Source organism: Hydrogenophaga aquatica, assembly GCF_054780915.1.
Map to the genome: position 1 here is coordinate 120,204 of NZ_BAAGVK010000003.1, position 25,942 is coordinate 146,145.

At 66.1% G+C, this 25,942-nt stretch carries 30 protein-coding genes and 1 riboswitch; of the genes, 28 read left to right on the forward strand and 2 right to left on the reverse strand.

All coding sequences use genetic code 11. The features are described from left to right. The first annotated feature begins 19 nt into the window (after positions 1 to 19). The 3 genes from ACYVHH_RS03895 to ACYVHH_RS03905 all read left to right on the forward strand — a co-directional run bounded on the left by ACYVHH_RS03895 (position 20) and on the right by ACYVHH_RS03905 (position 3,812). The gene (locus ACYVHH_RS03895) at positions 20 to 328 is read left to right on the forward strand and encodes a DUF2160 domain-containing protein (protein ID WP_460563750.1); all 309 of its coding nucleotides are present in this window, start codon (positions 20 to 22) and stop codon (positions 326 to 328) included. 106 nt (positions 329 to 434) lie between these two features. After that, positions 435 to 2,168, forward strand: coding sequence for an ABC transporter substrate-binding protein (locus ACYVHH_RS03900; protein ID WP_460563751.1), 1,734 nt, complete (start codon positions 435 to 437; stop codon positions 2,166 to 2,168). A 60-nt stretch (positions 2,169 to 2,228) separates the two neighbouring features. Further along, positions 2,229 to 3,812, forward strand: coding sequence for a glycerol-3-phosphate dehydrogenase/oxidase (locus ACYVHH_RS03905; RefSeq protein ID WP_460563752.1), 1,584 nt, complete (start codon positions 2,229 to 2,231; stop codon positions 3,810 to 3,812). 33 nt (positions 3,813 to 3,845) lie between these two features. On the opposite strand, the gene pyk is transcribed toward ACYVHH_RS03905, so the two are convergent. After that, a complete protein-coding gene (gene pyk / locus ACYVHH_RS03910; protein ID WP_460563754.1) occupies positions 3,846 to 5,279 on the reverse strand; it encodes a pyruvate kinase in 1,434 nt (477 codons plus the stop codon). A 232-nt stretch (positions 5,280 to 5,511) separates the two neighbouring features. After that, a riboswitch (cyclic di-GMP riboswitch) is annotated at positions 5,512 to 5,606 on the forward strand. Positions 5,607 to 5,768: 162 nt separating this feature from the next. Here pyk and ACYVHH_RS03915 point away from each other — a divergent pair. The 17 genes from ACYVHH_RS03915 (at position 5,769) to flgJ (ending at position 19,176) form a co-directional block, all read left to right on the forward strand. Next, complete coding sequence (locus tag ACYVHH_RS03915; protein ID WP_460563755.1) at positions 5,769 to 6,089, forward strand: flagellar hook-basal body complex protein FliE; 321 nt, start codon at positions 5,769 to 5,771, stop codon at positions 6,087 to 6,089. Positions 6,090 to 6,132: 43 nt separating this feature from the next. Further along, positions 6,133 to 7,791, forward strand: coding sequence for a flagellar basal-body MS-ring/collar protein FliF (gene fliF, locus ACYVHH_RS03920; protein ID WP_460563801.1), 1,659 nt, complete (start codon positions 6,133 to 6,135; stop codon positions 7,789 to 7,791). Further along, positions 7,775 to 8,803 carry a FliG C-terminal domain-containing protein gene (locus ACYVHH_RS03925; RefSeq protein ID WP_460563756.1) on the forward strand — a complete coding sequence of 343 codons (1,029 nt, stop codon included), beginning with the start codon at positions 7,775 to 7,777 and terminating at the stop codon, positions 8,801 to 8,803. The genes fliF and ACYVHH_RS03925 overlap by 17 nt, the downstream gene beginning before the upstream one ends. Beyond that, positions 8,800 to 9,528, forward strand: coding sequence for a flagellar assembly protein FliH (gene fliH, locus ACYVHH_RS03930; RefSeq protein ID WP_460563757.1), 729 nt, complete (start codon positions 8,800 to 8,802; stop codon positions 9,526 to 9,528). The genes ACYVHH_RS03925 and fliH overlap by 4 nt, the downstream gene beginning before the upstream one ends. Then, the gene (gene fliI, locus ACYVHH_RS03935) at positions 9,525 to 10,835 is read left to right on the forward strand and encodes a flagellar protein export ATPase FliI (RefSeq protein WP_460563758.1); all 1,311 of its coding nucleotides are present in this window, start codon (positions 9,525 to 9,527) and stop codon (positions 10,833 to 10,835) included. The genes fliH and fliI overlap by 4 nt, the downstream gene beginning before the upstream one ends. After that, positions 10,832 to 11,266 carry a flagellar FliJ family protein gene (locus tag ACYVHH_RS03940; protein WP_460563759.1) on the forward strand — a complete coding sequence of 145 codons (435 nt, stop codon included), beginning with the start codon at positions 10,832 to 10,834 and terminating at the stop codon, positions 11,264 to 11,266. Before fliI ends, ACYVHH_RS03940 begins: the two co-directional genes overlap by 4 nt. A 96-nt stretch (positions 11,267 to 11,362) precedes the next feature. Then, entirely contained in the window at positions 11,363 to 12,715 is a 1,353-nt protein-coding gene (gene fliD, locus ACYVHH_RS03945) for a flagellar filament capping protein FliD (RefSeq protein ID WP_460563760.1), read from the forward strand. A gap of 44 nt (positions 12,716 to 12,759) precedes the next feature. Continuing rightward, positions 12,760 to 13,146 (forward strand): flagellar export chaperone FliS, encoded by a 387-nt coding sequence (gene fliS / locus ACYVHH_RS03950; protein ID WP_460563761.1) that lies wholly within the window; start codon positions 12,760 to 12,762, stop codon positions 13,144 to 13,146. Then, positions 13,139 to 13,447, forward strand: a complete 309-nt coding sequence (locus ACYVHH_RS03955) for a hypothetical protein (RefSeq protein ID WP_460563763.1) — start codon at positions 13,139 to 13,141, stop codon at positions 13,445 to 13,447. Before fliS ends, ACYVHH_RS03955 begins: the two co-directional genes overlap by 8 nt. Next, positions 13,444 to 14,541, forward strand: coding sequence for a flagellar hook-length control protein FliK (locus ACYVHH_RS03960; RefSeq protein WP_460563764.1), 1,098 nt, complete (start codon positions 13,444 to 13,446; stop codon positions 14,539 to 14,541). The genes ACYVHH_RS03955 and ACYVHH_RS03960 overlap by 4 nt, the downstream gene beginning before the upstream one ends. Before the next feature lie 15 nt (positions 14,542 to 14,556). Beyond that, a complete protein-coding gene (locus tag ACYVHH_RS03965) occupies positions 14,557 to 15,027 on the forward strand; it encodes a flagellar basal body-associated FliL family protein (RefSeq protein WP_460563765.1) in 471 nt (156 codons plus the stop codon). An 8-nt stretch (positions 15,028 to 15,035) separates the two neighbouring features. After that, the gene (locus ACYVHH_RS03970; protein ID WP_460563802.1) at positions 15,036 to 15,752 is read left to right on the forward strand and encodes a FliA/WhiG family RNA polymerase sigma factor; all 717 of its coding nucleotides are present in this window, start codon (positions 15,036 to 15,038) and stop codon (positions 15,750 to 15,752) included. 22 nt (positions 15,753 to 15,774) lie between these two features. Next, the gene (motA, locus tag ACYVHH_RS03975; RefSeq protein WP_460563766.1) at positions 15,775 to 16,698 is read left to right on the forward strand and encodes a flagellar motor stator protein MotA; all 924 of its coding nucleotides are present in this window, start codon (positions 15,775 to 15,777) and stop codon (positions 16,696 to 16,698) included. After that, positions 16,682 to 17,716 (forward strand): flagellar motor protein MotB, encoded by a 1,035-nt coding sequence (locus ACYVHH_RS03980; RefSeq protein WP_460563767.1) that lies wholly within the window; start codon positions 16,682 to 16,684, stop codon positions 17,714 to 17,716. Before motA ends, ACYVHH_RS03980 begins: the two co-directional genes overlap by 17 nt. Positions 17,717 to 17,760: 44 nt before the next feature. Beyond that, positions 17,761 to 18,048 (forward strand): flagellar biosynthesis anti-sigma factor FlgM, encoded by a 288-nt coding sequence (gene flgM / locus ACYVHH_RS03985; RefSeq protein ID WP_460563768.1) that lies wholly within the window; start codon positions 17,761 to 17,763, stop codon positions 18,046 to 18,048. Continuing rightward, positions 18,045 to 18,470, forward strand: a complete 426-nt coding sequence (gene flgN / locus ACYVHH_RS03990) for a flagellar export chaperone FlgN (RefSeq protein ID WP_460563770.1) — start codon at positions 18,045 to 18,047, stop codon at positions 18,468 to 18,470. The genes flgM and flgN overlap by 4 nt, the downstream gene beginning before the upstream one ends. After that, positions 18,457 to 19,176 (forward strand): flagellar assembly peptidoglycan hydrolase FlgJ, encoded by a 720-nt coding sequence (gene flgJ, locus ACYVHH_RS03995; RefSeq protein WP_460563771.1) that lies wholly within the window; start codon positions 18,457 to 18,459, stop codon positions 19,174 to 19,176. The genes flgN and flgJ overlap by 14 nt, the downstream gene beginning before the upstream one ends. Here the strand turns inward: flgJ and flgA are convergent. Next, positions 19,161 to 19,886 (reverse strand): flagellar basal body P-ring formation chaperone FlgA, encoded by a 726-nt coding sequence (gene flgA / locus ACYVHH_RS04000; RefSeq protein ID WP_460563772.1) that lies wholly within the window; start codon positions 19,884 to 19,886, stop codon positions 19,161 to 19,163. The genes flgJ and flgA overlap by 16 nt on opposite strands. Here flgA and flgB point away from each other — a divergent pair. From flgB to ACYVHH_RS04040, 8 genes are read left to right on the forward strand one after another with little or no spacing between them, the layout of a single operon-like run. Continuing rightward, the gene (gene flgB / locus ACYVHH_RS04005) at positions 19,885 to 20,250 is read left to right on the forward strand and encodes a flagellar basal body rod protein FlgB (RefSeq protein ID WP_460563773.1); all 366 of its coding nucleotides are present in this window, start codon (positions 19,885 to 19,887) and stop codon (positions 20,248 to 20,250) included. The genes flgA and flgB overlap by 2 nt on opposite strands. Positions 20,251 to 20,252: 2 nt before the next feature. Then, entirely contained in the window at positions 20,253 to 20,672 is a 420-nt protein-coding gene (flgC, locus tag ACYVHH_RS04010) for a flagellar basal body rod protein FlgC (RefSeq protein ID WP_460563775.1), read from the forward strand. 4 nt (positions 20,673 to 20,676) lie between these two features. After that, on the forward strand, positions 20,677 to 21,348 hold the full coding sequence (locus tag ACYVHH_RS04015; protein ID WP_460563776.1) for a flagellar hook capping FlgD N-terminal domain-containing protein: 672 nt from the start codon (positions 20,677 to 20,679) through the stop codon (positions 21,346 to 21,348). An 11-nt stretch (positions 21,349 to 21,359) separates the two neighbouring features. Beyond that, on the forward strand, positions 21,360 to 22,547 hold the full coding sequence (flgE, locus tag ACYVHH_RS04020; protein WP_460563777.1) for a flagellar hook protein FlgE: 1,188 nt from the start codon (positions 21,360 to 21,362) through the stop codon (positions 22,545 to 22,547). Between the two features lie 10 nt (positions 22,548 to 22,557). Continuing rightward, the gene (locus ACYVHH_RS04025; protein WP_460563778.1) at positions 22,558 to 23,286 is read left to right on the forward strand and encodes a flagellar basal body rod protein FlgF; all 729 of its coding nucleotides are present in this window, start codon (positions 22,558 to 22,560) and stop codon (positions 23,284 to 23,286) included. A 43-nt stretch (positions 23,287 to 23,329) separates the two neighbouring features. Next, the gene (flgG, locus tag ACYVHH_RS04030; RefSeq protein ID WP_460563780.1) at positions 23,330 to 24,118 is read left to right on the forward strand and encodes a flagellar basal-body rod protein FlgG; all 789 of its coding nucleotides are present in this window, start codon (positions 23,330 to 23,332) and stop codon (positions 24,116 to 24,118) included. Then, positions 24,118 to 24,780, forward strand: a complete 663-nt coding sequence (flgH, locus tag ACYVHH_RS04035; RefSeq protein ID WP_460563781.1) for a flagellar basal body L-ring protein FlgH — start codon at positions 24,118 to 24,120, stop codon at positions 24,778 to 24,780. The genes flgG and flgH overlap by 1 nt, the downstream gene beginning before the upstream one ends. A 20-nt stretch (positions 24,781 to 24,800) precedes the next feature. Then, entirely contained in the window at positions 24,801 to 25,931 is a 1,131-nt protein-coding gene (locus ACYVHH_RS04040) for a flagellar basal body P-ring protein FlgI (RefSeq protein ID WP_460563782.1), read from the forward strand. Positions 25,932 to 25,942 lie beyond the last annotated feature (11 nt).

The window sequence follows — 25,942 nt, forward strand, 5'->3', positions numbered from 1 at the left end:
ACCTACAGAAAGACAAATCATGTTCAGCTGGATGGTCTGGACCACACCCGTGGCCGTTTTCTTCATCTGCATCGCGCTGCTGCTCGCTGGCATGACGGTGTGGGAGATCAAGTCCCCCAACGTTGCGCGCAAGGGCTTCCTGCCCATGGTCACCACGCGTGGCGACCGGCTCTTCATCGGCCTGCTGGGTGCGGCCTACATCAACCTGGCCTTCGTTGGCCTGTCGGGCTGGCTCACCGAATGGTTCGCGCTCGAGGAAGACCCCAGCGTCTGGTACAGCTTCGTGCTTTCCATGGTGTGGCTGGTTTGGGTCATGCGCAAGGGATGAGTGTGCGGCTGCACATTGAGTTTTCACCAAGGTCCGGCCTGGAGTTCCCCGGGGCCGAGCCGTTTGATCAACCTGGGGAATTGACAACCGAGACTGAGGAGACGAGATGAAGTTGCGTTATTCCGTGCTGGCCGTGACGGCCGCCCTGGCCCTGGGCTCCCACGTGGTGTGGGCCGACGAGGCTGCCGCCAAGAAATGGATCGACGGCGAGTTTCAGCCCTCCACGCTGACCAAGGACCAGCAGATGGCCGAGATGAAGTGGTTCATCGACGCGGCCAAGAAGCTGCAGGCCAAGGGCGTGAAGGAAATCTCCGTGGTGTCCGAGACCATCACCACCCACGAGTACGAGTCCAAGACCCTGGCCAAGGCCTTCGAGGAGATCACCGGCATCAAGGTCAAGCACGACCTCATCCAGGAAGGTGACGTGGTCGAGAAGCTGCAGACCTCCATGCAGTCCGGCAAGTCCATTTACGACGGCTGGATCAGCGACTCCGACCTGATCGGCACGCACTGGCGCTACGGCAAGGTCATGAGCCTGACCGACTACATGAACGGCGCGGGCAAGGAATGGACCAACCCCGGTCTGGACTTGAAGGACTTCATCGGCACCAGCTTCACCACCGCACCCGACGGCAAGCTGTACCAGCTGCCCGACCAGCAGTTCGCCAACCTGTACTGGTTCCGCGCCGACCTGTTCGAGCGCAAGGACCTGAAGGACAAGTTCAAGGCCAAGTACGGCTACGACCTGGGCGTGCCGCTGAACTGGAGCGCCTACGAGGACATCGCCGAGTTCTTCACCAACGACGTGAAAACCATCGACGGCAAGCCCATCTACGGCCACATGGACTACGGCAAGAAGGACCCGTCGCTGGGCTGGCGCTTCACCGACGCCTGGCTGTCCATGGCGGGCACGGCGGACAAGGGCATCCCCAACGGCAAGCCGGTGGACGAGTGGGGCATCCGCTCCACGCCCGACGGTTGCAACCCCGTGGGTGCCTCGGTCTCGCGCGGCGGTGCCACCAACTCGCCCGCGGCCGTCTACGCGCTCACCAAGTACGTGGACTGGATGAAGAAGTACGCGCCCAAGGAAGCCACTGGCATGACCTTCGGCGAAGCCGGCCCCGTGCCCGCGCAAGGCCAGATCGCACAGCAGATCTTCTGGTACACCGCCTTCACCGCCGACATGACCAAGCCGGGCCTGCCGGTGGTCAATGCCGACGGCACACCGAAGTGGCGCATGGCTCCCGGCCCCAACGGCCCGTACTGGAAGCAGGGCATGCAGAACGGCTACCAGGACGTGGGTTCCTGGACCTTCTTCAAGGACCATGACGCCAACCGCACCGCTGCTGCCTGGCTGTACGCGCAGTTCGTCACGGCCAAGACCACCAGCCTGAAGAAGACCATCGTGGGCCTGACCCCGATCCGCGAGTCCGACATCCAGAGCAAGGCCATGACCGACCTGGCGCCCAAGCTGGGCGGCCTGGTGGAGTTCTACCGCAGCCCCGCCCGCGTGGCCTGGACGCCCACCGGCACGAACGTGCCCGACTACCCCAAGCTGGCCCAGCTGTGGTGGCAGAACGTGGCACAGGCCGTGACCGGCGAGAAGAGCCCGCAGCAGGCCATGGACAACCTGGCCGACCAGATGGACCAGGTCATGGCCCGCCTGGAACGCGCTGGCATGGACCGCTGCGCGCCCAAGCTCAACAAGAAGGAAGACCCCAAGAAGTGGCTGAGCGACAAGGGTGCACCGTGGGCCAAGCTGGCCAACGAGAAACCCAAGGGTGAAACCATCGAGTACGAGAAGCTGCTCGCCGCCTGGCGTGCTGGCCGCGTGCGCTGATCGGACGCCTTTCACAGCCCAGTGAACCTGCCGTGGCCTTGCGGCCACGGCTACAAGAACATGACACGCGCAGAACAGTGGGCCAGGCTGGCCCGGACAGCCGTTTACGACCTTGCCGTCATCGGTGGCGGTGCCACCGGGCTCGGCGTGGCACTTGATGCTGCGCTGCGCGGATTCTCCGTTGTCCTGCTGGAGTCGCACGACTTCGGCGGCGGCACGTCCTCACGCTCGACCAAGCTGCTGCATGGCGGTGTGCGTTACCTCGCCCAGGGCAACGTGGCCCTGGTGCGCGAAGCGCTTGCGGAGCGCGCCACGGTGCTGCGCATTGCCCCGCATCTGGCGCAGCCACTGCCCTTCGTCATGCCTTCCTACCGCTGGTGGCAGACGCCGTTCTACGGCATCGGCCTCAAGCTCTACGACTTGCTCGCTGGCCGCGCGGGCCTGGGCGCCACACAATGGCTTTCCGCTGGTGAAACTGTGGCCGCGCTGCCCGGTGTGCGCCGCGAAGGTCTGCAAGGCGGCGTGATGTACTGGGACGGCCAGTTCGACGATGCCCGCCTGGCGCTGGCGCTCGCCCGCACCGTGGAACGGGCGGGTGGACTGCCCCTCAACCATGCGGAGGTGCGTGACCTGCGCTCCCTTGATGGCAAGGCAGAAGGCGGCGCACGGTTCGAGTTGCAGGTGAGTGACCGTCTTCAGGGAGGGCATGCAACGGTCTCGGCGCGCGCCGTGGTCAATGCCACCGGTGTCTGGGTGGACCAGGTGCGCCAGCAGGCCATGGGGCATGGCGGCCAGGTGCCGCCTGAGCGGCTGGTCTCGCCCAGCCAGGGCGTGCACGTGGTGGTCGACCGCTCCTTCATGCCTGGTGGGCACGCGCTGCTGGTGCCCAAGACCGAGGATGGGCGCGTGCTGTTCGCGGTGCCCTGGCTGGGCTCCATCATCCTCGGCACCACCGACACACCGCGCCAGGACCTGCCGCGTGAACCCCAGCCCTTCGAGGCCGAGCTTGACTTCATCCTTGGCGAGGCCGGCAAGGTGCTGAGCCGCCCCGTACGGCGGGAGGACATCCGCAGCGTCTGGGTGGGCCTGCGCCCGCTGGTGGCGGCACCATCAGGTACACAAGGGGCCACCAAGAAACTGTCGCGTGAGCACACCATCGTGGCCGACGCCAACGGGCTGGTCACCGTCACGGGGGGCAAGTGGACCACCTACCGCGCCATGGCCGAGGACGTGCTTGACGCCTGCTTCGAAGCGGGCGTGCTGCCCGCGCGCGCTGGGGGTGCGAGCCGAAACCACCTGCTGGTCGGTGCGGACGGACCAAGCCAGCATGCCGCGCTGCACCAGGCACCGGGCGAACATCTGTACGGCAGCGAACGGGCGAAGCTGCACGCCTGCCCGGGGGCTGGCCACGTACTTGGCATGGGCTTGACGGAAGCCATGGTGCGCTTCGCCGCGCGCAGCGAATACGCCGTCACCGTGGAAGACGTACTGGCGCGGCGCTCCCGAGCCCTGTTCCTGGATGCGCGCCAAGCCATCGCGCTGGCCCCCCAGGTGGCCGCTCTGCTGCGCGAGGAAACCGGCCTGGATCCGCAACTCGACGCCTTCCAGGCACTGGCTCTGCGTTACCTGCCGGCCACCGGGTGAGGCCTGGGGGCTGCCCCGGCGCAGGGGCAGCGTTCAGCCGCCAGCGCGGCAGATCTTCAACATGTTGGTGCCGCCCGGCGTGCCCATCGGCTCGCCGCAGGTGATGGCGTAGACGTCACCTGGCTGCATGATGCCGCGTTCCTTCAGGTGGTTCTCGGCCTGCAGCAGCGCGGTATCGCGGTCTGCGCTGGTGTCCATCAGCAGTGGGCGCACGTTGCGGTACAGCGTCATGCGGCGCTGCGAGCTCAGCTTCGACGTCACCGCGTAGATCGGGATGTCCACCTTGTGGCGGCTCATCCACAGCGCGGTCGAACCCGAATCGGTCAGCGCCACGATGGCCTTCGCCCCCAGGTGCGAAGCGGTGAACAGCGCACCCATGGCGATGGACTGGTCAATGCGGCCAAAGGTCTTGCCCATGAAGTCCGACTCCAGCTCGAAGCTGTCGGCCTTCTCGGCTTCCTCGCAGATCTTGGCCATCTCCTGCACCGTCTGCAGCGGGTACTTGCCTGCGGCGGTCTCAGCGCTCAGCATCACGGCATCGGTGCCGTCCAGCACGGCGTTGGCCACGTCACTCACCTCGGCGCGCGTCGGCACCGGGTTCACGATCATGCTCTCCATCATCTGCGTGGCGGTGATCACCACCTTGTCCATCTCGCGGGCCAGTTTGATCATGCGCTTCTGCAGCGCGGGCACCACCGCGTTGCCCACCTCCACCGCCAGGTCACCGCGCGCCACCATGATGCCGTCGCTGGCACGCAGGATGTTTTCCAGCTCGGGGATGGCCTCGGTGCGCTCGATCTTGGCGATCAGCCCAGGCTTGTGCCCCGCCGGTGCCGCGACGTTGCAGAGCTGGCGGGCCAGCTCCATGTCGGTGGCGTTCTTCGGAAAGCTCACCGCCACGTAGTCGGCCTGCAGGCCCATGGCGGTCTTGATGTCGTCCATGTCCTTGGCGGTGAGCGCGGGCGCGGTCAGGCCGCCGCCCTGCTTGTTGATGCCTTTGTTGTTGGACAGCTCGCCGCCAATCACCACCTCGGTATGCACGGCCGGCCCGTCCACGCGCAGCACCTTCAGCACGATCAGGCCGTCGTTGAGCAGCAGCGTGTCGCCAGGCTTCACGTCGCGCGGCAGTTCCTTGTAGTCCAGGCCCACGCCCAGCAGATCACCTGGTTCCGTGCGCGCCGCGTCAAGCACGAAAGCCGCCCCTGCCTCCAGCATCACCTTGCCCTCGGCGAACTTGCCGACGCGGATCTTGGGGCCCTGCAGGTCTGCCATGATGGCTACCTCGCGCCCGGCACGCTGCGCGGCTTCGCGCACCAGTTGAGCGCGGTCGATGTGGTCTTGCGCCTTGCCGTGCGAGAAGTTCAGCCGCACCACGTTCACGCCCGCGCGGATCATGGCTTCGAGCATGGCGGGTTCGCTGGAAGCGGGGCCCAGGGTGGCGACGATCTTGGTGGCGCGCAATGGCATGGTGCTTGTCTCCTGAACATGTTGAGGGCGGTTTTTGCGGACCGGCGCCGCTGCCCATGTAACTCGGTTTCGATTATCGTGGATCGTGGTTACCTAGGGGTTACCAGTTACGTAGGACGTTGTCAGGCGTTCCTGTAAGGAAGCCGGATGGCTGTTGTAAACAGGCCAAAGAACCGGGAAATTTTTCAGACAGGGGGGCTGTACACGTCAAAACAATTTGTTAACATTGGTAACAACTTGTTGGCACACCCGCGCGAAAGGCGGGGTCGCAAAGCCTCCGGTCTAACGTCTGCCCTCCTGGCAGATCACGATAGCGGGGTTGCCGGCAAGGACGTGCCCAGCGCCCTGGGAGGGCGTCCTTGCTGTCAAGGGTCAGTGTGCACTTTGGGTGCACATTGGACTCGCTTTGCCTCCTCGTCTTTCTGCTGGGGTGTGCCGGTTCCCGGTCACCAGTGTCCCTGCGGGTGTCACGCAGAAAGAGGTTAGAGCATGTCTTCTCAGATGTTGGTCCAGATCCAGGCCAGCCTGGCTCAGATGCAGGCGTCGATCGAGCCTGTGGTTGCGCCGTCTGCCGCTGATCCAGGCCCCGCCATGTCTTTTGCCGAGCACATGGGGGCCATGGTGCGTTCCGTGGACGACCAGGGCAAGCAGGCCAGTGACCGCATGGCGGCGGTCGAGCGCGGTGAAAGCGACGACCTGGTGGGCGCCATGCTCAGCAGCCAGCAGGCCAGCCTCTCCTTTTCCATGCTGATGCAGGTGCGCAACAAGGTGGTTGGCGCGGTCGACGAGCTCATCAAGCTGCAGCTCTGAGTCCCGGGAAAGCCTCACCGTGATGAACACGCTCAAACCCCTCATGCTCCAGTGGCAGCCCAAGTCCGGCTGGGGCCGCTGGTTCCGGCCGCAGGCGCTCAAGCCCCTGTTGCCGGTGGTCGTGCTGGCCATTGGCCTGACCGCGCTGACCATGATGTTCCTGTGGAACAGCCAGTCGGCCTACAAGCCGGTTTTCGGTGCCCGGGAAAACGTACCCACCGCAGAGATGCTGGCCGTGCTGGATGGCGAAGGCATTGCCTACCGGCTCCACCCCGACAGTGGGCAGGTGCTGGTGCGTGACGACCAGCTCGGCCGGGTGCGCATGCTGCTGGCCGCCAAGGGCGTGGTGGCCAAGCTGCCCCAGGGGCTGGAACTGGTCGACCGCAACGACCCGCTGGGCGTCAGCCAGTTCGTCCAGGATGTCCGCTTCCGCCGGGGCCTGGAGGGCGAGCTCGCCCAGAGCATCATGGCGCTGGAGCCTGTCAGCCAGGCACGCGTGCACCTGTCGATCGCCCGCTCCTCATCGTTCGTTGCCAGTTCCACAGACAAGAGCTCGGCTTCCGTTGCCCTGACCCTGCACCCTGGCCGCACCCTGGGCGCGGAACAGATCGCCGCGATCATCAACCTGGTGGCCGGCAGTGTGGCCAACCTCGACGCCAAACGTGTCAGCGTGGTGGACCAGTCGGGCAACCTGCTGTCTGCCCGTGTCGACCTGACCGAGGGGTTCGAGGTGGGCAGCCTTGGCAACGAAGCCGCTCATCGCATGCAGGAGGAAGTCCGGCGCAACGCGCAGGCGCTGCTGGCTCCCCTGCTGGGCGATGGGAATTTCCAGGTCAGCGTCACCGTCGAGGTGGACAACGACCGCGTGCAGGAAACCCATGAACGCTACGGCGACGCGCCCAAGATCACCAACGAGGCGATGCGCGAAGAGCTTGACCGCGACCGGCTGGCGCTGGGTGTGCCGGGCTCCCTGAGCAACCGTCCGGTGGCCGCGCCCGACAAGACGCCCGGCGCCGAGGAGGGCAACACCGCCCAGCGCAGCGCCACCACCCGCCAGTATGCCTACGACCGCAGTGTGACCACCATCCAGCGTGGCCGCGGCCAGCTGCGCAAGCAGAACGTCGCGGTGGCCTTGAACCATGCCGTGGCACCCGCAGGCCAGGGCTGGACTGCCGAAGACCTGACCCGCATGGAAAACCTGCTGCGTGGTGGCCTGGGCATAGACGAGGAACGGGGCGACAAGCTGGTGGTCTCGGCCATGCCCTTCCCCTCCAGGACCGAGCCGGTGCCCTGGTGGCGCGAGCGTGAGAACGTGAACGACATGGCCACCTGGGGCGCGTACGCGCTGGCGGCGCTGCTGGCCTACCTGCTGGTGGCCCGTCCGGCCCTGCGCATCCTGCAGCAGGCCGTGGCCAAGCCCAATCAGGCTGAACTGGCGGCGCTGCAGGAACTGCCTGTCGCGCAGGAGCCCGACATGCTCGCGCAAAAGGCCTTGCCGGAACCGGCCATGGCCCCCGGTGGCCTGCAGGCCGACGAGCGTGGCATGCCCGTGGTGCCGCTGCTGGAGGACTACGACTTGCCGCCACCCGGCTCGCCCGTGGATGTGCTGGTGAACCATCTGCGTGTGCTGGCGGGCAAGGAGCCGGAGCGCGTGGCCGAGGTTGTCAAACAGTGGGTGCAGAAAAATGGCGCAGAACACTGATCTCAATCCCGCCGCAGACGGCGATGAACCCAACCAGCTGGAGCTGGCCGCCATCGTGCTGCTGAGCATGGGCGAGAAGGCCGCGGCCGATGTGCTGCGCTGCCTCTCGCGCGAGGAGCTGCTGGCCGTGACCCAGGTGATGTCGCGCCTGAGCGGGATCAAGGTCGGCGAGGTCCGTACCGCCTTGCAACGTTTCTTCGACGACTACCGCCAGCAAAGCGGTGTGCACGGCGCGTCCCGGGCGTACCTGAAGAATGCGCTCGATCTCGCCCTGGGGTCGAACATCGCCAACAGCGTACTCAACAGCATCTACGGCGACGCCATCCGTCCGAAGATGGCCCGCTTGCAGTGGGCTTCGCCCAAATGGGTGGCCGACCGCATCAGCCGGGAGCACGTTCACATGCAGGCGGTGTTCCTGGCGTTTCTGCCGCCGACCCTGGCCAGCGCCGTGACCGATGCCCTGCCCGCGGAAGGGCGGGACCAGGTGCTCATGCAGGTAGCCCGCCTGGACAACGTGGACCACGAGCTGCTGATCGAACTCGAAGAGCTGGTCGAGAACTGCCTGGAGAGTCTGGACACCCAGAGTGCGGCGGTAGAGGGCATCAAGCAGGCAGCCGAGATCCTCAACCGCCTGCCGGGGAACCGCCAGGAAATGGTGGCTCAGATGCGCTCGCGCGATCCGGAGATCGTCTCCCAGATCGAGCGGAGCATGTACGACTTCTACATCCTGTCGCGCCAGAACGAGGCCGTCATCACCCGCATCATCGAAGAGGTGCCGCTGGAGCTGTGGGCCGTGGCGCTCAAGGGGGCCGAGCCGGAACTGCGCCGCGCGATCCTGCAGGCCATGCCGCGCCGTCAGGCGCAGAGTTTCGAGGACACGATGCGCCGCACAGGGCCGGTGCCAATGAGCCGGGTCGAACAGGCCCGCGAAGCCATCATGAACGAAGTCAAGAACCTCGCAGACGCGGGCGAGATCGAGATTCAGCTCTTTGCAGAGGCGGTGGTCGAATGAAGTACTTCCGCCCCCACCGTTTTCCCAACCTGTCCCGCGCCCAGGCCACGCAGTCCGCGCAGTTCGATGGTGCCGCCGTGCAGGATGCCGGTACCGGCTGGCAGGAAGGCTATGAACAGGGACAGGCCCGCGGTTTCGATGAAGGCTACGCGAGCGGGCTGGAACAGGGCCGGCAGGACGGTCTGGCCGAGGGGCGCCGCAAAGGCCTGGAGCTGGGCCGAGAAGACGGGCGTGCCGAGGCCGTGGCCGAATTCGCCAATCTGGCCGTTCCCCTTGACAAGGCCTTGACCAGCCTGCGCAAGCTGCACGACGACTACCAGTCCGCCATGCGACGCGAACTGGTGGACCTGGTGGCCAAGGTGTCGCGGCAGGTGATCCGTTGCGAACTCGCCCTGCAGCCCAAGCAGCTGGTGACGCTGGTCGAGGAGACCCTGTCGGGGATGCCTCCTGCGAACGGCAAGGTCGAGGTGCTTTTCAATCCGCTCGACCTGGAGCGGGTTCTTGACCTCGATCCGCAGCGTGCGCAGATGTGGAACCTGGTGGCCGATCCGCGCCTGGAGGCCGGTGAGTGCCGGGTCAAGAGCGGCGGGCAGGAGGCCGACGCCGGTTGCCGCCAGCGCTTGCAGGCCTGCATCGACCAGATCGAAGCCCAGGTCCTGGGCGACGAGCCTGCCGACGAAACCGCCAGCGCGGCCGTGGTGCAAAACGAAGGGGCCGAGCAGTGATCACTGACCTCATCCGCAAGCTTGAACTCGACGAGGTGCCCGTGGCCACGCCCACCGGGCGCCTGGTCGGCGCATCAGGCTTGCTGCTGCAGGTCAGGGGCTGTCCATTGCATACGGGGCAGCGCTGCAACATCGAGACCGCCCACGGTCAGTGGGTCGAGGCCCAAGTGGTGGGCTTTCGTGAAGACGTTTCCTTTGTCATGCCGTTCAAGCAGACCGAAGGCCTGTCCGCCGGTGCGCGTGTGCTGCCCGTGCCCCGCGGCAGCGGGCTCATGGTCGGCCCTTCGTGGCTGGGGCGCATTGTCAACGGGCTCGGCGAGCCGGTGGATGGCAAAGGCCGCCTGGGTGGCGAGCAGCTTCTGGAGGTGGAGCCACCCAAAGTCAATCCCCTGCGCAAGCAGCCCGTGCACGAGCCGCTGGACGTGGGGGTTCGCGTGATCAATGGCTTGCTCACGCTGGGCCGGGGGCAGCGCGTCGGTCTCATGGCTGGCAGCGGTGTGGGCAAGAGTGTGTTGCTGGGGCTGATCACCCGGCAGACCGTGGCCGACGTGGTGATCGTCGGCCTGATCGGCGAGCGCGGCCGCGAGGTGCGGGAGTTCATCGACCTGTCCCTGGGCGAGGCCGGCCTGCGCCGTTCCATCGTGGTGGTGGCCCCTGCGGACGAGTCCCCCCTGATGCGTTTGCGCGCCACCGAGCTGTGCCACACCCTGGCGGCGCATTTTCGCGACCAGGGGCAGCACGTGCTGCTGCTGGTGGATTCGCTCACCCGTTTTGCCATGGCGCAGCGCGAGGTGGCCCTGGCCCTGGGCGAGCCGCCAGCCACGCGCGGCTACCCGCCATCGGTATTCAGCCTGCTGCCGCAGCTGGTGGAAAGCGCTGGCAACGGCGAGCACAGCCAGGGCAGCATGAGTGCCATCTACACGGTGCTGGCCGAGGGTGATGACCAGCAGGACCCGGTGGTGGACACAGCCCGGGCCATCCTTGACGGCCACATCGTCATGTCGCGTGCGCTGGCAGAGCGCGGGCACTATCCCGCCATCGACGTCGGGGCCTCCATCAGCCGCTGCATGTCGCTTGTGACGGATGCCTCGCACCAGCAGGCAGCTCGTGCTGTCAAGGCTTTGTTGGCCCGCTACAACCAGGTTCGCGAACTGCTGCCGCTGGGGGCATACGTGCCCGGCGCCGATCCGCAGACAGACCGTGCGGTGGAACTGTACCCGCGCATCGAGGGCTACCTGCACCAGGGTGTTCACGAGGCGGCACCCCTGGCCGAATGTCTGAACCGCCTTGAGGGGCTGTGCGCATGAAGACGCCTCAACAACTCCATGCTTTGGGGCACGTGGTGTCGCAGCGCGCCCGCGAGCAGGAACGCCTGGGCGTGGAGCTGGCTCGCCAGCAGGCCGTGCGGGAGCGTTACCGCACCAATCTGGAACGCCTGGAGCGCCTGTGCGAGCAAAGCGGTCCCAGCGGCGCGCAGCCCATGGCCCTGTCGATGAACTGTGCCAACTACAAGCAGGCCGTGATCGGTCTGGCGCAGAACCACAGGGAGCAGCTGGGCCAGCACGAGGCGGAGATGGCCGCGACGCAGCGCGCGCTGGTGGCCGCCACGCAGCGCCACGAGGCGCTCGACCAGTTGCTGCGCCGCCGTCACCAGAGCTGGGCGGCTGACCAGGCCGTGCGTGCCCAGAAGCAGCAGGACGAACAGGCCTCGCAGGTGTGGCTGAGGGGGCAGCGATGACGGCTCGTGCACTTTGCTCCTTAATTTGTGCCCGGTTTGGGTCGCCTTATGCCGTACAGCCGGGGGTGGGTCCCCGGTTTACCGGAGGAAAACACCATGGCTGACATCAATCCGACGTCGTGGGCCACGCAGCTGGCCACGGCTTACACCCAGGGCACCCAAAGCCTGATCACCCAGCAGACCAAGACGGCCGACGCGACAGCCAGCGCCCTGACGAAGTTGCGCACGGCGCTGTCCAACTTCAATGCCGCGCTGGGCAGCTTGTCTGGCAAGAAGAGCCTGCTGCAGAACACGGCCACATTGAGCAACACGGCCGTGGGCACGGCCAAGGCTTCGGCCTCCGCGCAGGCGGGCAGCTATTCCTTCTTCGTGGAGCAGCTGGCCAGCGCGCACCAGGTCGCCTTCGAAGACCTGCCAGCGGTTCCCGTCGTCAGTGGCGGCCCGCTGGTGGTGCAGCAGGCCGATGGATCGAGCTTCACGGTAGATCTGGTGTCGGCCGACCAGGATGGCAACGGCACCCTGTCACAGGCCGAGATCGCCCGGGCGATCAACCTGGCCTCGGGCAACGGAGGCAAAGTCACCGCCAGCATCGTCACGCTCAACGGCCAGGCGCAGCTCATGCTCACGGCAGGCAGTACCGGCGCCGCCGGGCAGATCAGCCTTGACGTCAGCGGGCTGCCTGACAGCGATCTCAAGACCGCCCTGTCCACCTCTCGCCAGATGGTTGCCGCGCAGGATGCCGTCATCTGGCTGGGGGAGCAAGGCACTGGCATGCGCCAGCAGCAGGCCAGCAACACCTTCACCGGCATCGCCGGCGTGGAACTGACGTTCCAGCAAGCCATGACGGCGGGGCAGAGTCCCGTGACGCTGACCGTCGCCTCGGACAGCTCGGGCACGGCCGACAACGTCAACAACTTCGTCACGGCGTTCAACACCTTGAAATCCGTGCTGGACGATCTCACCAAAACCGGCGAGTCAGCCAACCAGCGCGGCATTTTCTCTACCGACGCAGGCGTGCGCTCGCTCAAGTCCAGGCTGAACGACATCCTGCGCCAGAGCTTTGGCGGCACCAGCCTCATGAATCTGGGGGTGTCTGCCGACCGGCAGGGCAAGCTCAGCCTGGATGCCAGCAAGCTCGCGCAGCGCCTGAGTGCGAATCCCGATGTGCTTGACCAGGTGTTCGGCTCGGCCAGCATCACCAACAGCACCGGGGTATTGGGTGCCATGGACCGCGCAGTCGACACCTGGCTCAACTCGACCAATGGCCAGATACAGCGCCGCCAGGACGCCGTCCAGACCCTGCAGAAGACCCTGGCCCAGCGGCAGACCCGCCTGGACGACCAGTTCAACGCCGCGTACGAGCGCTATCTGGCGCAGTTCAGCCGCCTGCAGTCGCTTACCAGTCAGATGGAAGAGACCTCTGGCCTGTTCGGGCAACTTTCCCGCTGAAGCCACGCCAACGCAGACAACCTTTCCAACCATCAAGCCACGCCGTGAACTACGACGCCTACAACAGCTACGTGAACGTCAACCTGGGTGCCCAGACCGCTCAGGCGTCTCCTGTCCAGCTCGTGCTGATCCTGATGAGTGGTCTTCAGGACGAGCTGGCGCGGGCCAAGGCGCACATCGAGGCGCGCCGCCACGAGCTCAAGGCGCTCAGCATCGACCGTTGCGTGAACATCCTCAACGGTCTGGCAAGCGCCCTGGAGACAGATGGAGGCGGCGAGCTGGTGGAGAACCTGGGAGAGTTGTACGACTACTGCGCGCGGCGTCTGCACGCTGCGGGTGTCCAGCTGGATACCGCACCCGTCGATGAAGTGGCCAGCCTGCTCGGCACCCTGCGAGAAGGCTGGGAAGGTCTGCAACGCAACCATGGATGACACCCGGACCATGGAGAAGCTGACCTTGCGTTTGCGCGCCTGCACGCAGAGCCGCGACTGGCAGGCGTTGCAGTCGCTTGACGCGGAAGTGCACGGCCTGTTGGCCCGGCTCGTCGCATCACGCGGGCCGGGCACGCACGACCGAGCGGTCGTTTCGTCCCTGCGTCAGGCGCACGCGCAGGCACTTGAGGTGTGCCGCCAGGCATGCACGCAAGCGCAGACACGCATGCAGGAGCTGTGCCTCCACCGAGAAGGCCGACAGGCCTATGCCATCGCCGAACAATTCGAGGACCAGTCATGACCGTGGCCATACAGACACCCTTGCGCAACCTGGGAATGCCTTCAGCAGAAGGCACGCCCGGTGCCGCTCTTCAGCCGGACGGGTTTGGTCTGGACCTGCCCCTGTTCGTCGACGTCCTGTCGCAATTGCTGCCGCAAGACCTGTTGCCTGCCGTGGCGGACACCGAAACGGCTGAGACGTCCGACGCACAGGGCACCCAGGCGGATGGGGCTGGCGCTGCGTCGGCCATCAACCAGGGCGCGCAAGACCTTGATGCGGGGTTGGCGTTGCGCCTGTCCCTGGCCGCGCAGCCGTTGGCGGCGGGCCTGCATTCGTCGGAATCCGGGCTGGCGGCAACTTCGGGGGCGCCCGTCAGCGGTGTGTCGCGCGGCGCCGCGATGCCGGACGTCTGGGCGTTGAGGATGATGACCGCCGCAGGCGATGAAGAGAAGCTCCCCGCTGGCGCCAAGCTTCAGGGTGTGGGTATCGACGCAGATGCCGCGAACGCCCTCACCGCCAAGCTGGCAGACTCCGGGCGTGCCGCTGCTGCGGGCGCTGTCCAGTCCGTCGGTGAAGGTCAGGCGAAGGCGTCGGGGCAAGTGCAGGCCAGCAGCCCGCTGGCGGTCGATGGAGCACCGAAGGTCGCCGACATGGCCACGGTGGTGCCTGCAACGGGCCATGCGCAGGATGCGCAGGCACCCCTGGCCTTGCACCCCCGTCAACCCAGCCTGTGGCAGCGTCCGCTGGCGCAAGCCCTGGGCGAGCGTCTCCAGATCCAGGGCGCCCAGGGGCAGGAGCGTGCCGTGATCCGGCTGGACCCGCCCATGCTGGGCCGTGTCGAGATCATCCTGCGGCAAGAGGGCGGCAGCTGGCAGGTCCAGCTCAGCGCCACGCATGCCGATGTCACACGGCAGTTGCAGTCCATCAGCGAAGGCCTGCGCCAGGAACTTTCGGTGCGCCAGCAGGCCAGCGTGACCGTGCAGGTCGCGTCCGATCACCTCGGCTCGCCCGACGGGCGACAGCAGCGCCAGCGGCAAGAGAGCCGCGACGAACCGCCTGCACGCGCCAGCGGCGGTGACGAAAAAGACACGGCCCAAACCTTCGATCTGGCCTGAACCCGGTAGCCACACATGAAAAAGAAGCTCAAACTGATTGCATTGGTCCTGGCCGTTTTCATCGTCACTGCCATTGGCGTGGGGGCCGGTGTGCTGTGGTGGGTCAAATCCACGCAGAGCGACGATGCTGTGGCGGCGCAAGAGCGTGCGCCTGCCGAGGACAAGCGCGAGTACAAGTACCTCAGCCTGGACAAGGTCATCGTCATGCTGCGCGCACACGAAGGGTCGCCGCTGTCGAACTACATCGCCGTCGATCTGGTGTTCAAGACCCCCAAGGAAGGCGAAGGCGCCGTCAAGAACCAGTTGCCGCTGCTGCGCAGCATCGTGGTCAAGGCCCTGTCCTCCTACACCCTGGAGCAGGCGGGTCTGCTGACCATCGACGAACTGACCGCCGCCATCAACCAGGCGCTGGACTCCGCCTACAAGGCTGAAGGGCGCGAAAAGCCTTTCACCATGGCCATGATCGGCAAGCTGATCATCGAGTGAGCATGGCCATGCACAACGGTTACACCGAAATCGCGAGCGTGCAGGCGGCAGACCGCTTTGCCGCCGCGGAGGAGCAGCGCCATCTGGTGGCCCATGCACCGATGGTGAAGCGCGTTGTGCGTCAGCTCTCCTCACAGGCCGCGGGCGCCATGGACCGCGACGACATGATGCAGATCGGTCTCATGGGGTTGCTGGAGGCGCTGCGCCGCTACGGCGAGCCCGACGAGCGCTTCGAGGCCTACGCCGTCCTGCGTGTGCGCGGGGCCATTCTCGACGAGCTGCGCCGCCAGGATTGGCGCCCGCGCACGGTGCGGCAGGAGAGCCACCGCGTGCGGGATGGTGTTCGTGAACTGCGCCGCCGCCTCGGGCGCGAACCCAGCGAAGGCGAGATCGTCGCGGCGCTGGGCATGACCGTTGACGACTACATCGCCTACCAGCAAGACACCAACTCCGAGGAGATGGCGAGCTTCGACGAACTCTTGCAAGAGGTGCATGCCCCCTCGGGCGCACAGCATTCGCCTGAGGCCGAGTGGATCGCGCGGCGCAGCATCGAGCAGGCGCTGACGGCACTCAACGAGCGGGAGCAGCGCGTCGTCCAGCTCTATTACGAATTCGAACTCAGTCTCAAGGAAATCGCCGCGGTGCTGCAGCTGACCGAGGCGCGCGTGTGCCAGATCAACAAGTCTGCACTGCAAAAGATGAAGACCCTGCTTCAAACCCACTGACTCAAGAACACGGACTGTATCCATGCAACTGTTTTTTGGCTTCTTCATCGTCATCGCCAGCGTGTTCGGGGGCTTTCTTATCCATGGCGGTCAACTGGGTGTGATCTGGCAGCCGGTCGAACTGATCATCATCGGCGGCGCGGGGCTGGGTGCGATCGTGGTTGGCAACCCGCGCCACGTGCTGACCGAAATGCGGCTGCAACTGGGAAAGATGCTGTCGGCCCGCAAGCGCGACGCCTACGAATTCCAGCGCCAGCTGCTGCTGTTGATGTACGAGCTGTTGCAGACGGCGGCTGGCGGCCTCAAGGCGCTGGACGCTCACGTGGAGGAACCCCACAAGAGTCAGCTGTTCCAGAACTACCCCATGGTGCTGGCCGAGCCCAAGCTGCTGCACTTCATCGTCGACAACTTCCGCCTCATGGCCATGGGCAAGATCAACGAGCACGAGCTGGAGGGCGTGCTCGACCAGGAACTCGAGGCGATTGACGAGGAACTCAACCAGCCTGCCAAGTCACTGCACAAGATCGGCGAGGCCATGCCGGGCTTCGGCATCCTGGCTGCGGTGCTGGGCATCGTCATGGCCATGAACTCCGTGGGTGATGGCGCTGGTGCCGCCGAGATCGCGGCCAAGGTGGCGGCAGCCATGGTGGGCACCTTCATCGGCATCTTCCTGTGCTACGCCGTGCTGGACCCGATCAGCAACATCATGAAGCAGATCGTCAAGAGCGAGATGTCCAACATGGAATGCGTGAAGGTGGTGCTGGTCACGCACCTGTCGGGCAAGCCTGCGTTGCTTGCCATCGATGCGGGCCGCCGTCTCGTGCAGCTCAACATCAAGCCCAGCTTCTCGGAGCTTGAAGGGTGGATCAATGCCCTGAGCGGCAGTGGCGAAGAGAAACCGCAGTTCAACCGCCGTGCAGGAGACCGCCGTGTCCAGCAAGGGTAAGGAACACAAGGCGGCCATCATCAAGCGTGCTGGGCGCCGGCACGAGGAGGAAGGCCATGGCGGCAGCTGGAAGGTGGCGTTTGCCGACTTCTGCCTGGCGCTGATGTGCCTGTACCTCGTGCTGTGGGTGCTGGCCGCGCGCCAGACCGAGGAAATGGAGGCACAGCTCCACAACACCTCCAGCAGCCTGCTGGACCAGAGCAAGGGCCGCATGAGCGAGACCATGGGCGGTCCCCGCGGCAGCCTGATTTCACGCGAACCGCTGCCCCGCCACAACGAGTCCGTGCCCTCGCGCAAGACCGGGACCGGCCCCGACTACCCGGACGAGATCGGCAGTGTCACCGGCAAGAGCCGCGTGCGCTACGAGTCGCCCACCGACCTGCGCGATCTGGCCGAAGTGCTGGCCCGCATGAGCGAGCAAAGCGGCCTGAAGGCCAACCTGCAGACCGTGATCACCCCTTACGGCCTGCGCGTGATGCTGCATGACACCGACAACGAGGGCATGTTCGAACTGGGCAGTTCCGTGCCCACAGCCCGGTTCCGCGGTCTGCTGCAGCAGATGGGACCGTTGTTTGCCCGAATGGAAAACCAGATGCTGATCGTTGGACACACCGACGCGCAGCCTTATGCCGATCCGCGCAACCACGCCCGCTCCAACTGGACGCTGTCCAGCAGCCGGGCCGCAGCCGCACGTGGCCTGCTGGTGGATGGCGGCATGCCCGACGCCAGCGTGCTGCAGATGGTTGGCATGGCCGACCAGGCGCCGCTGGACGTCGCCAACCCCCTGGCGAGCCGCAACCGCCGCATCGAACTGGTCATCCTGACCAAGGCGCAGGCCGAAGGGATCGCCGCGATGTACGGGGCTCCGGAAGTGGTGGCGGAAGAAACCCGCAGGCTGATGCCCAGCGTGGATGCCGTTTTGCCTGGCCCTGGCGTGCTGGCGGTGCTGCGCGACCAGCTGCGTGCTGTCGGCCGGCAGTTGAGTGGCGCCAAGCCACCCGCCCCGGCGGGCCAATGACGGCGAGATACACGATGGATACGAAACCTACCCGAGGCAACCGCATGAGGATCTCCAGCAACACCCCTGTGGATGGCGTCCAGCCGTCCAAGCCCGTTGGCACGGCGAACACCGAAAACACGGCAGCTGCCGCACGCCCCTCGCCCCGCTCCGGGGCTGGCGAACTGCGCTCCGGCGTGCTGCAGCCAGCGATCGCGGCCATGAAGGAAATGCCGGAAATCGATCAGGCGCGCGTGGCAGAGCTGCGCGACGCGCTTGCACGGGGCGAGATCGCTTTTGATCCGCAGAAGCTGGCGCGGCTGATCACCAAGTTTCACGGAGGCCAATCGTGACAACCAAGCGGGAGGTGAGCCGGTACCTCGACATGGTGCGCGCGGACGTGCAGGACTACCATGCCCTGCGTGACCTACTTGACGCACAGTTCGAGGCGGCATTGCGCCACCAGGTGGAGCGCGTCAGGCAGGTCTGCAGCGACATCGCCGGGCTGGTCGACGTCATCGACCAGCGCCGAGCCGAGCGCATGACACTCGCATCCGCCTTGACCAAACAACCGCCTGCAATGGCGCACGCGGCCTTGCAGCGGCGTCTGGGCGCGGCGTCGGCTTCACTGCTGGCCGACTGGACCCGGGAGCTGGAAGGCCTGGTGCGCGAATGCAAGCGCCTGAACCTGCGCAACTGCAGCCTGCTGACCGAACAGCACGAAATCATGCAGCGCGTCCTGCAGCAGGAGGTGTCGACCTATGCGCCTGCCTGACGCCAGCTGGGCCCACGCCACGTCTGCGTCCTCCCAGGCCGCAGCCGGGGCCGTTCGCCCGAACGGCGGCGGCGGGTTCACGCGACTGTGGCGTGAGGTGGATGCCGAGGTCAGGCACTTCATCGAGCACGGCGGCGAGCAGACGCCTGCCATGTCCGTGGAAGGCGCCTGGCAGCGCTGGCGCCTGAACCCGGTGGCGGCCGGTAACCGGTCCGAGTCCGTCACGGCCGAGGGCACGAGCCCGGCTGACCGCGCGGCATTCCTGGCAGACATCCAGGCGCCTGCGGCGGAGGCGGCCCGGCAGCTGGGGGTGGCGCCGGAGCTCGTGGTGGCCCATGCCGCGCTGGAGTCTGGCTGGGGTGCGCGGCCCCTGCGCAACAGCGACGGCTCGAACAGCCACAACTTCTTCGGCATCAAGGCTGGCGGTAACTGGCGAGGCGCCGTGCTGGACGCCATGACCACGGAACACGAGCAAGGCCAGGACGTCAAGCGCGCAGAGCGCTTCCGCAGTTACCCGGACATGGCCAGCGCCATGCGGGACTACGCGCAGCTGCTGCTGGGCAACCCGCGCTACCAGACGGCCTTGAACGCAGGCGGAGACGCCGAGGCATTCGCACAGGGCCTGGCGCGCGGCGGTTACGCCACTGATCCGGACTACGCCCGCAAGCTGGTCCGCGTGGCCCGTCAGCTTCAGTCAGGGGAATGAGGCGTGACGACCCTGTTCAACGGCTCCACCACTCCCTGGTCCACGACCCGGGCATCTATCACCTTGCCGCTGGCGCTGTTGCGCACACGCACCGTCTGCCCCAGCGAGCCGTTGTCCAGGCTTTCACCCGAGTGCGTCACCTGCACGCCACCGGTGCGCGCAACGATCTGCACTGGCGCTCCGCGCCGCACCATCAACTCGGCCAGCAGGAAACGCTTTTGCACCACCTGCCCCGGGCGCAGCGCCCGCCGGCTGGTCTGTGCCTCGGCATCTTCCGGGTGGGCCAGGGCATCGGGCATGGCTGTGATGTCACGTTCCTCGGTTCGCAGGTCGTCGGCCCGTATGGGTTGGCGTGCCGAAATCGGCATTGCAGCCACCACCACCTGTGCCAGCACACGTGCCCGCACCACGAAGGTCTCGCGCCACGCGCCCGCGCCGCTGCAGGTCACGTCGAAGCGCATGCGCGAAAGCTGTTTCGTTTCCGCAGGCCGGATGTCCAGCGGGCGCGAACAGGCGCCGTCGTGGCTCAGCCGCGTCGCGACCTGGATGTCAAACACCGGGTCCTGCCAGTCCTGCGCCTCGGCGAGCGACTGCAGGTACTGCCGGGCCGCTTCCGCGACCTGTTCCTGTGGGGTGTGGGGCTGGGCGAAGGCCAGCCAGGGCCAGCCCAGGCACAGGACCAACCATTTGCAAGAGAAAGGAGAACGCATGGCCATCAATTTCAATCAGGTGCTCGACGTGCATGCCGATGCGCTGAAGCTGCGCGCGGAACGCACCAAGGTGCTGGCTTCCAACCTGGCCAACGTGAACACGCCGGGTTACCAGGCGCGGGACATCGATTTCGCTGCCAGCCTGCGCCGTGCCACCGAGGACGACGCCATGGATCTGCCTCTTGACACGCAGTCCACGGCACTGGGCTACCGCGTGCCGAACCACCCCTCGCAAGATGGTAACACCGTGGAACTCGGGGTCGAGCAGGCAGCTTTTTCACAGAACGCGTCTGATTTCCAGATGAGCCTGACCTTCATCAACATGAAGCTCAAGGGCCTGGCGCAGGCCATTTCGGGGCAGTGACCATGGCATTCAACCAGATCACCCAGATTGCCGGTTCGGCCATGTCCGCACAGACGGTGCGGCTCAACACCATTGCCAGCAACCTGGCCAATGCGAACTCCGCCGCCAGCGAGGAGACCACGGCATACCGCGCCCGCAAGCCGGTGTTTGCCGCCATTTACCAGCGCTCCGACCAGGGCCAGGCGCCCGGCGCGCGCGTGCAGGTGCTGGACGTGGTGGAAAGCACCGAGCCGGTGCGCAAGGTTCACGAGCCCGACCACCCCATGGCAGACGCGGAAGGCAACGTGTTCTATCCCAACGTGAATGCCGTGGCCGAGATGACCGACATGATGTCGGCGTCCCGCGCCTTCGAAACCAATGTCGAGGTGCTGGGGCGCGTGCGCTCCATGCAGCAGTCGCTGCTGCGCCTCGGGGAGAACTGAAATCATGGAAACCCTGCTGTCAGGCGCCAGCGCCGCCAATGCCACCTCGGGCGCTTCCGGGAACGCTGCCGTTGCCCCCAACGGCGACACCAGCAACATGTTCCTCACCCTGCTGGTGGCGCAGATCCGCAACCAGGATCCGCTCAATCCCCAGGACTCCAGCGAGTACGTGAACCAGCTCAACCAGCTGTCGCAAACGCAGGCGCTGCAACAGCTGGTCAGCCAGAACAACGCCAATGCCACCATGCTTGAAGGCCTGCAGGTGCTGGCCATGGGCGCGCAGGTCGGGTCGCAGCTGTCGGTGCAGGTCAGGCAGATCGAACTGGGTACCGAGCCCGTGGCCGGGAGTTTCACGCTGGCCAGCGGCAGCACGCAGACCACGCTGGTGCTCACCGGCGCGGACGGCCTGCCCCGCAAGGTCGAGCTGGGCCCGCGCACCGCTGGCGCGGTCAACTTCGAGGTGGACCCGGTGGCCCTCGGTCTGCCCCCGGGGCGCTACACCATTGCCGTCGATGCCGGTGAACAACCGGCGCCGGCCGTCCAGGTCACGGGCACGCTCAACAGCGTTCGCATGTCCAGCACCGCAGGCATCGTGCTCGATGTCGCGGGCGTGGGCTCCGTTTCTCCCGCCGATGTCACCGCCTTCAACGGTTCCCGCACTTCTTCCCAAAGCTGAAAGGATCGATCATGAGCTTCGAAATCGCGCTCACCGGCATCAACGCCATCAACACCGAGCTGGAGACCATCAGCAACAACATTGCCAACTCCGGCACCTACGGTTTCAAGTCGGGCCGCTCCAACTTCGCCTCCATGTACGCGGGCACTCAGCCCACGGGTGTGGAGGTCTCGTCCATCACGCAGAGCATCGGCATTGGCGGCAGCGTGCTGAACACTGGCCGCGGCATGGACGTGGCCATCAAGGGCAAGGGCTTCTTCGCCACCCGCTCCACCACCGGTGAAATGCTGTACACCCGTGTCGGCATCTTCTCGACGGACAAAGACGGCTTCGTCGTCGACAGCTTCGGCCGCAAGCTGCAAGGCTATGCCGCCGTGCAAGGCAGCACCGCCCTGGGGGCCTTGGGCGACCTCGTGGTGACCAAGGGCCAGCTGGCGGCCAAGGCCAGCGACACGCTGAACTACGTCGGCAACCTTTCCGCCGACTGGGCCGCCCCCGCTGTCACACCCTTCGATGCCGCCGACCCCCAGACTTTCAACGGCTCTTCCGTTTCCGTGGTGTACGACTCGCTGGGTGCGCAGCACACGGTGACCCAATACTTCGTCAAGAGCAACACCAACGAAGTGACCGTGCACTACGCCTTCGACGGGACCGTGCTCGGCACCACCGGCACGCTGCAGTTCGGCACGGACGGCAAGCTCACCTCGCCCGCGGCTCCGGTGACTGTCGCCCTGGGCACGCCCACCGGCGCCGACCCCATCACGGTCGGTGTGAACTACACCGGCACCACGCAGTTCGCCGGGCAGACGACCACCAGTGTCAACGGCACCAACGGCTACGCGTCGGGTGCGTTCACGGGTGTGGCCATCGAGGACGACGGCTCCGTCATGGCGCAATACAGCAACGGCCAGAAGCAGCGCGTGGGCACCGTGGCCCTGGCGACCTTCCCCAACGAAGACAAGCTGGTGGCCGTGAGCGACACGAGCTGGACCGTTTCCAACGAGTCGGGCGATCCCTTGTTCGATGCACCGGGCAACGGGGTCGCGGGGTCGCTCACGGCGGGTGCGCTGGAGCAGTCCAACGTGGACCTGACGGCTCAGCTGGTCCACCTCATGACGGCCCAGCGCAACTACCAGGCCAACACCAAGGTGTTTTCCACGCAGAACGCGATGATGCAGTCGCTGATGCAGTCCGTCTGAGGCGAGCGTCATGGATGCCCTGATCTATACCGCCATGAGCGGCGCCGAACGCGCCATGCGAGCGCAGCAGGTGCGGGCCAACAACCTGGCCAACCTGGACACGCCGGGTTTTCGCGCCGACCTGGAGTTCGCTTCCAGCGAGGCCGTTCCCGGGTACGGTTACGACGACCGCCACATGAGCGAGCTTCACGCCAATGGCGTTTCGGCGCGTGAAGGGGTGCTGCGGCAGACCGGGCGTGACCTGGACGCAGCGGTGGTGGGTGAGGGCTATTTCACCGTGCGCATGGGCAACGACGGTGAGGCCTACACCCGTGCCGGCCAGTTCACCCTCGATGCCGACGGCGGCCTGCGGCTCAACGGCCGCGAGGTGCTGGGCGATGGCGGCGCCATCGTGCTGCCGCCGCACAGCCGCATCGACATCGGCCAGGACGGAACGATTTCCATCCAGCCGCCCGGGCAGACCGAGCTGCAGGCCGTCGACCGGCTCAAGCTGGTGCGGCCGGCCGCGGGCGCGGTCATGAAGAACGAAGCCGGTCTGGTGGTGGCGCGTTCCGGCGAAGACCTGCCCGCCGACGACACCGTGCAGGTTCGCAGCGGCCACCTGGAAGGCAGCAACGTGTCCGCCATCGAGGAGATGGTTGCCACGCTCGCCGTCACCCGTGACTTTGAAATCCAGATGAAGCTGTTGCGCGCCGCCGAAGGCATGGCCGAGGCGGGCAACCGCCTGGTGCGCGGCTGAACGGCCCGATCACATCCCCAACATTGAACAGACAGGAGTCACCATGAACCCCGCTATGTGGATCAGCAAGACCGGCGTGCAGGCACAGGATGCCAAGCTGCAGGCCATTGCCAACAACCTCGCCAACGTGAACACCACCGGCTTCAAGCGCGACCGCGTGGTGTTCGAGGACCTTTTCTACCAGGTCGACAAGCAGCCCGGTGCGGCCGTTGACGGCAACGCTGTGGCACCGTCCGGGGTGCAGCTCGGCAACGGTACCCGCGTGGTCGGCACGCAGAAGGTGTTCACCATGGGCAACCTGCAGACCACCGGGCAGGCGCTTGACGTGGCCATCGTTGGGCAAGGGTTCCTGCAGGTCGAGCTGGCCAATGGCGAAACCGCCTACACCCGTGCCGGCCAGTTGCAGGTCAACGCCGAAGGGCGCCTGGTGAACGCGCAGGGCATGCCCCTGCTGCCCGAAATCACCATCCCTGCCAATGCCACCTCGGTGAGCATCGGCGAGAACGGTACCGTGACCGCTGTGGTGTCGGGCTCCAACACGCCTTCGGAGCTGGGCCAGATCACCCTGGCCGGTTTCATCAATCCGGCTGGCCTGTTGGCCCTGGGTGACAACCTCTACCAGGAAACGGCCGCCAGCGGTACGCCCATCGAGGGCGTGCCGGGCGAGGACGCCCTGGGCAAGCTCAAGCAGGGCGCGCTGGAGGGGTCGAACGTGCAGGTGGTGGAAGAGATGGTCGAGATGATCACCGCGCAGCGCACCTACGAGATGAACACCAAGGTGCTGTCCGCGGCCGACAGCATGATGCAGTACCTGGCCCAGGCGGTGCGCTGATGAGACCTTATCTGCTGCCGCTTCTGGCGGCCTTGCTGCTGTCGGCGTGTGCGGCGATCGAGCCGCCCCAGGCGCCTGCGCTGGCCGACCAGAGCATGCCGCCGCTGCAGCCAGCGGCGCGCAAGGGCCAGTCCGGGGGCGTGTTCCAGGTCGATGCCCCCTGGCTGCTCACGTCCGACAGCCGGGCCTTCCGTCCGGGCGACGTGTTGACGGTGATCCTGCAGGAGACCACGCAGGCCAGCAAACGTGCTGGAACCAACTTCGACAAGAGCAGCGAAACGGCGATCAATCCGATGGTCATCGGCGGCAAGCAGGTGAACGCCACCAACATCGGCTTCGGGGCCGACCGCAACTTCGCGGGCAACGCCAGCAGCACCCAGCAGAATGCCCTGCAGGGGGCCATCACCGTCGTGGTGCACGAAGTGCTGCCCAATGGCCTGTTGCGCATATCGGGTGAGAAGAAGCTCTACCTCAACCAGGGTGAGGAGTTCATCCGCCTCAACGGTTATGCACGCGCGGCTGACATCGACGCCGACAACCGCTTGTCGTCCCAGCGGATCGCCAACGCCAACATCGCCTATTCAGGCAAGGGCACGCTGGCCGATGCCAACAGCGCGGGCTGGCTGACGCGCTTCTTCAACAGTCCCTGGATGCCTTTCTGACGGTCCTCGAGGTCATGTCCATGTCACGCTTCTTCTGTCCAGCCGCCGTGCGGCGCAAGTTCCCGGCGTTTGCGGCCCTGTGTCTTTTCCTGGCCTGTGCGGCCTCCCAGGCCGCGCAACCGCTGCGCAACCTCGTGCAGGTGGAAGGGGTGCGCGACAACCAGCTCATCGGCTACGGTCTCGTTGTCGGGCTCAACGGCTCGGGCGACAGCACGCAGGTGAAGTTTTCCGGCCAGTCGGTGACCAACATGCTCAAGCAGTTCGGCGTCAAGCTGCCCGAGCGCACCGACACCAAGCTCAAGAACGTCGCCACTGTCATGGTCAGCGCGGTGTTCCCCTCGGGCTATCGCAAGGGGCAGACGATCGACATCACTGTCTCATCGCTGGGCGATGCCAAGAGCCTGCGTGGCGGCGTGCTGCTGCTGACGCCCTTGCGCGCCGCAGACGGCGAGGTCTACGCCCTGGCCCAGGGCAACCTGGTGGTGGGCGGGCTGTCGGCACAGGGTGGCAGTGGCTCAAGCGTGACGGTCAATTCGCCCACGGCAGGCCGTGTCCCCAATGGTGCCAGCATTGAGCGCGAGATCGAAACCGATTTCGCCGTCCGCGAAACCGTCAGGCTGAGCCTGAAGCGGCCGCATTTCCAGACCGCCACCAACATTGTCGACACCATCAACCGCCGCTTCGGCGGCATCGCCAGCACGCAGGACGCCACGAGCGTGGAGGTCCGGGCACCTGCGGACCCGACACAACGTGTGGCGTTCGTCGCCCAGCTTCAGGCGCTGTCCATCGACGTGGGCGTGGACGTGCCCAAGGTGATCTTCAACTCACGCACAGGCACCGTGGTCATTTCCGAAGGTGTCCGCGTGCGTCCCGCCGCGGTCTCGCACGGTTCGCTCAAGGTGGTCATCTCGGAGCAGCCCACCGTCAGCCAGCCAGCGCCTTTCTCGCGCGGGGAGACGACCGTGGTGCCCCGTTCGCGCGTGGCGGTGGAAGAGGGCAACGGCCGCATGTTCCACTGGTCCAGGGGCACGCGGCTCCAGGACATCATCGACACCATCAACAGCACCGGTGCCTCGCCCGACGACATCATGGCCATCCTGCAGGCGCTGGACCAGGCTGGTGCCATCGACGGCGAGCTGGTGGTGATCTGAGGAAACCCGTC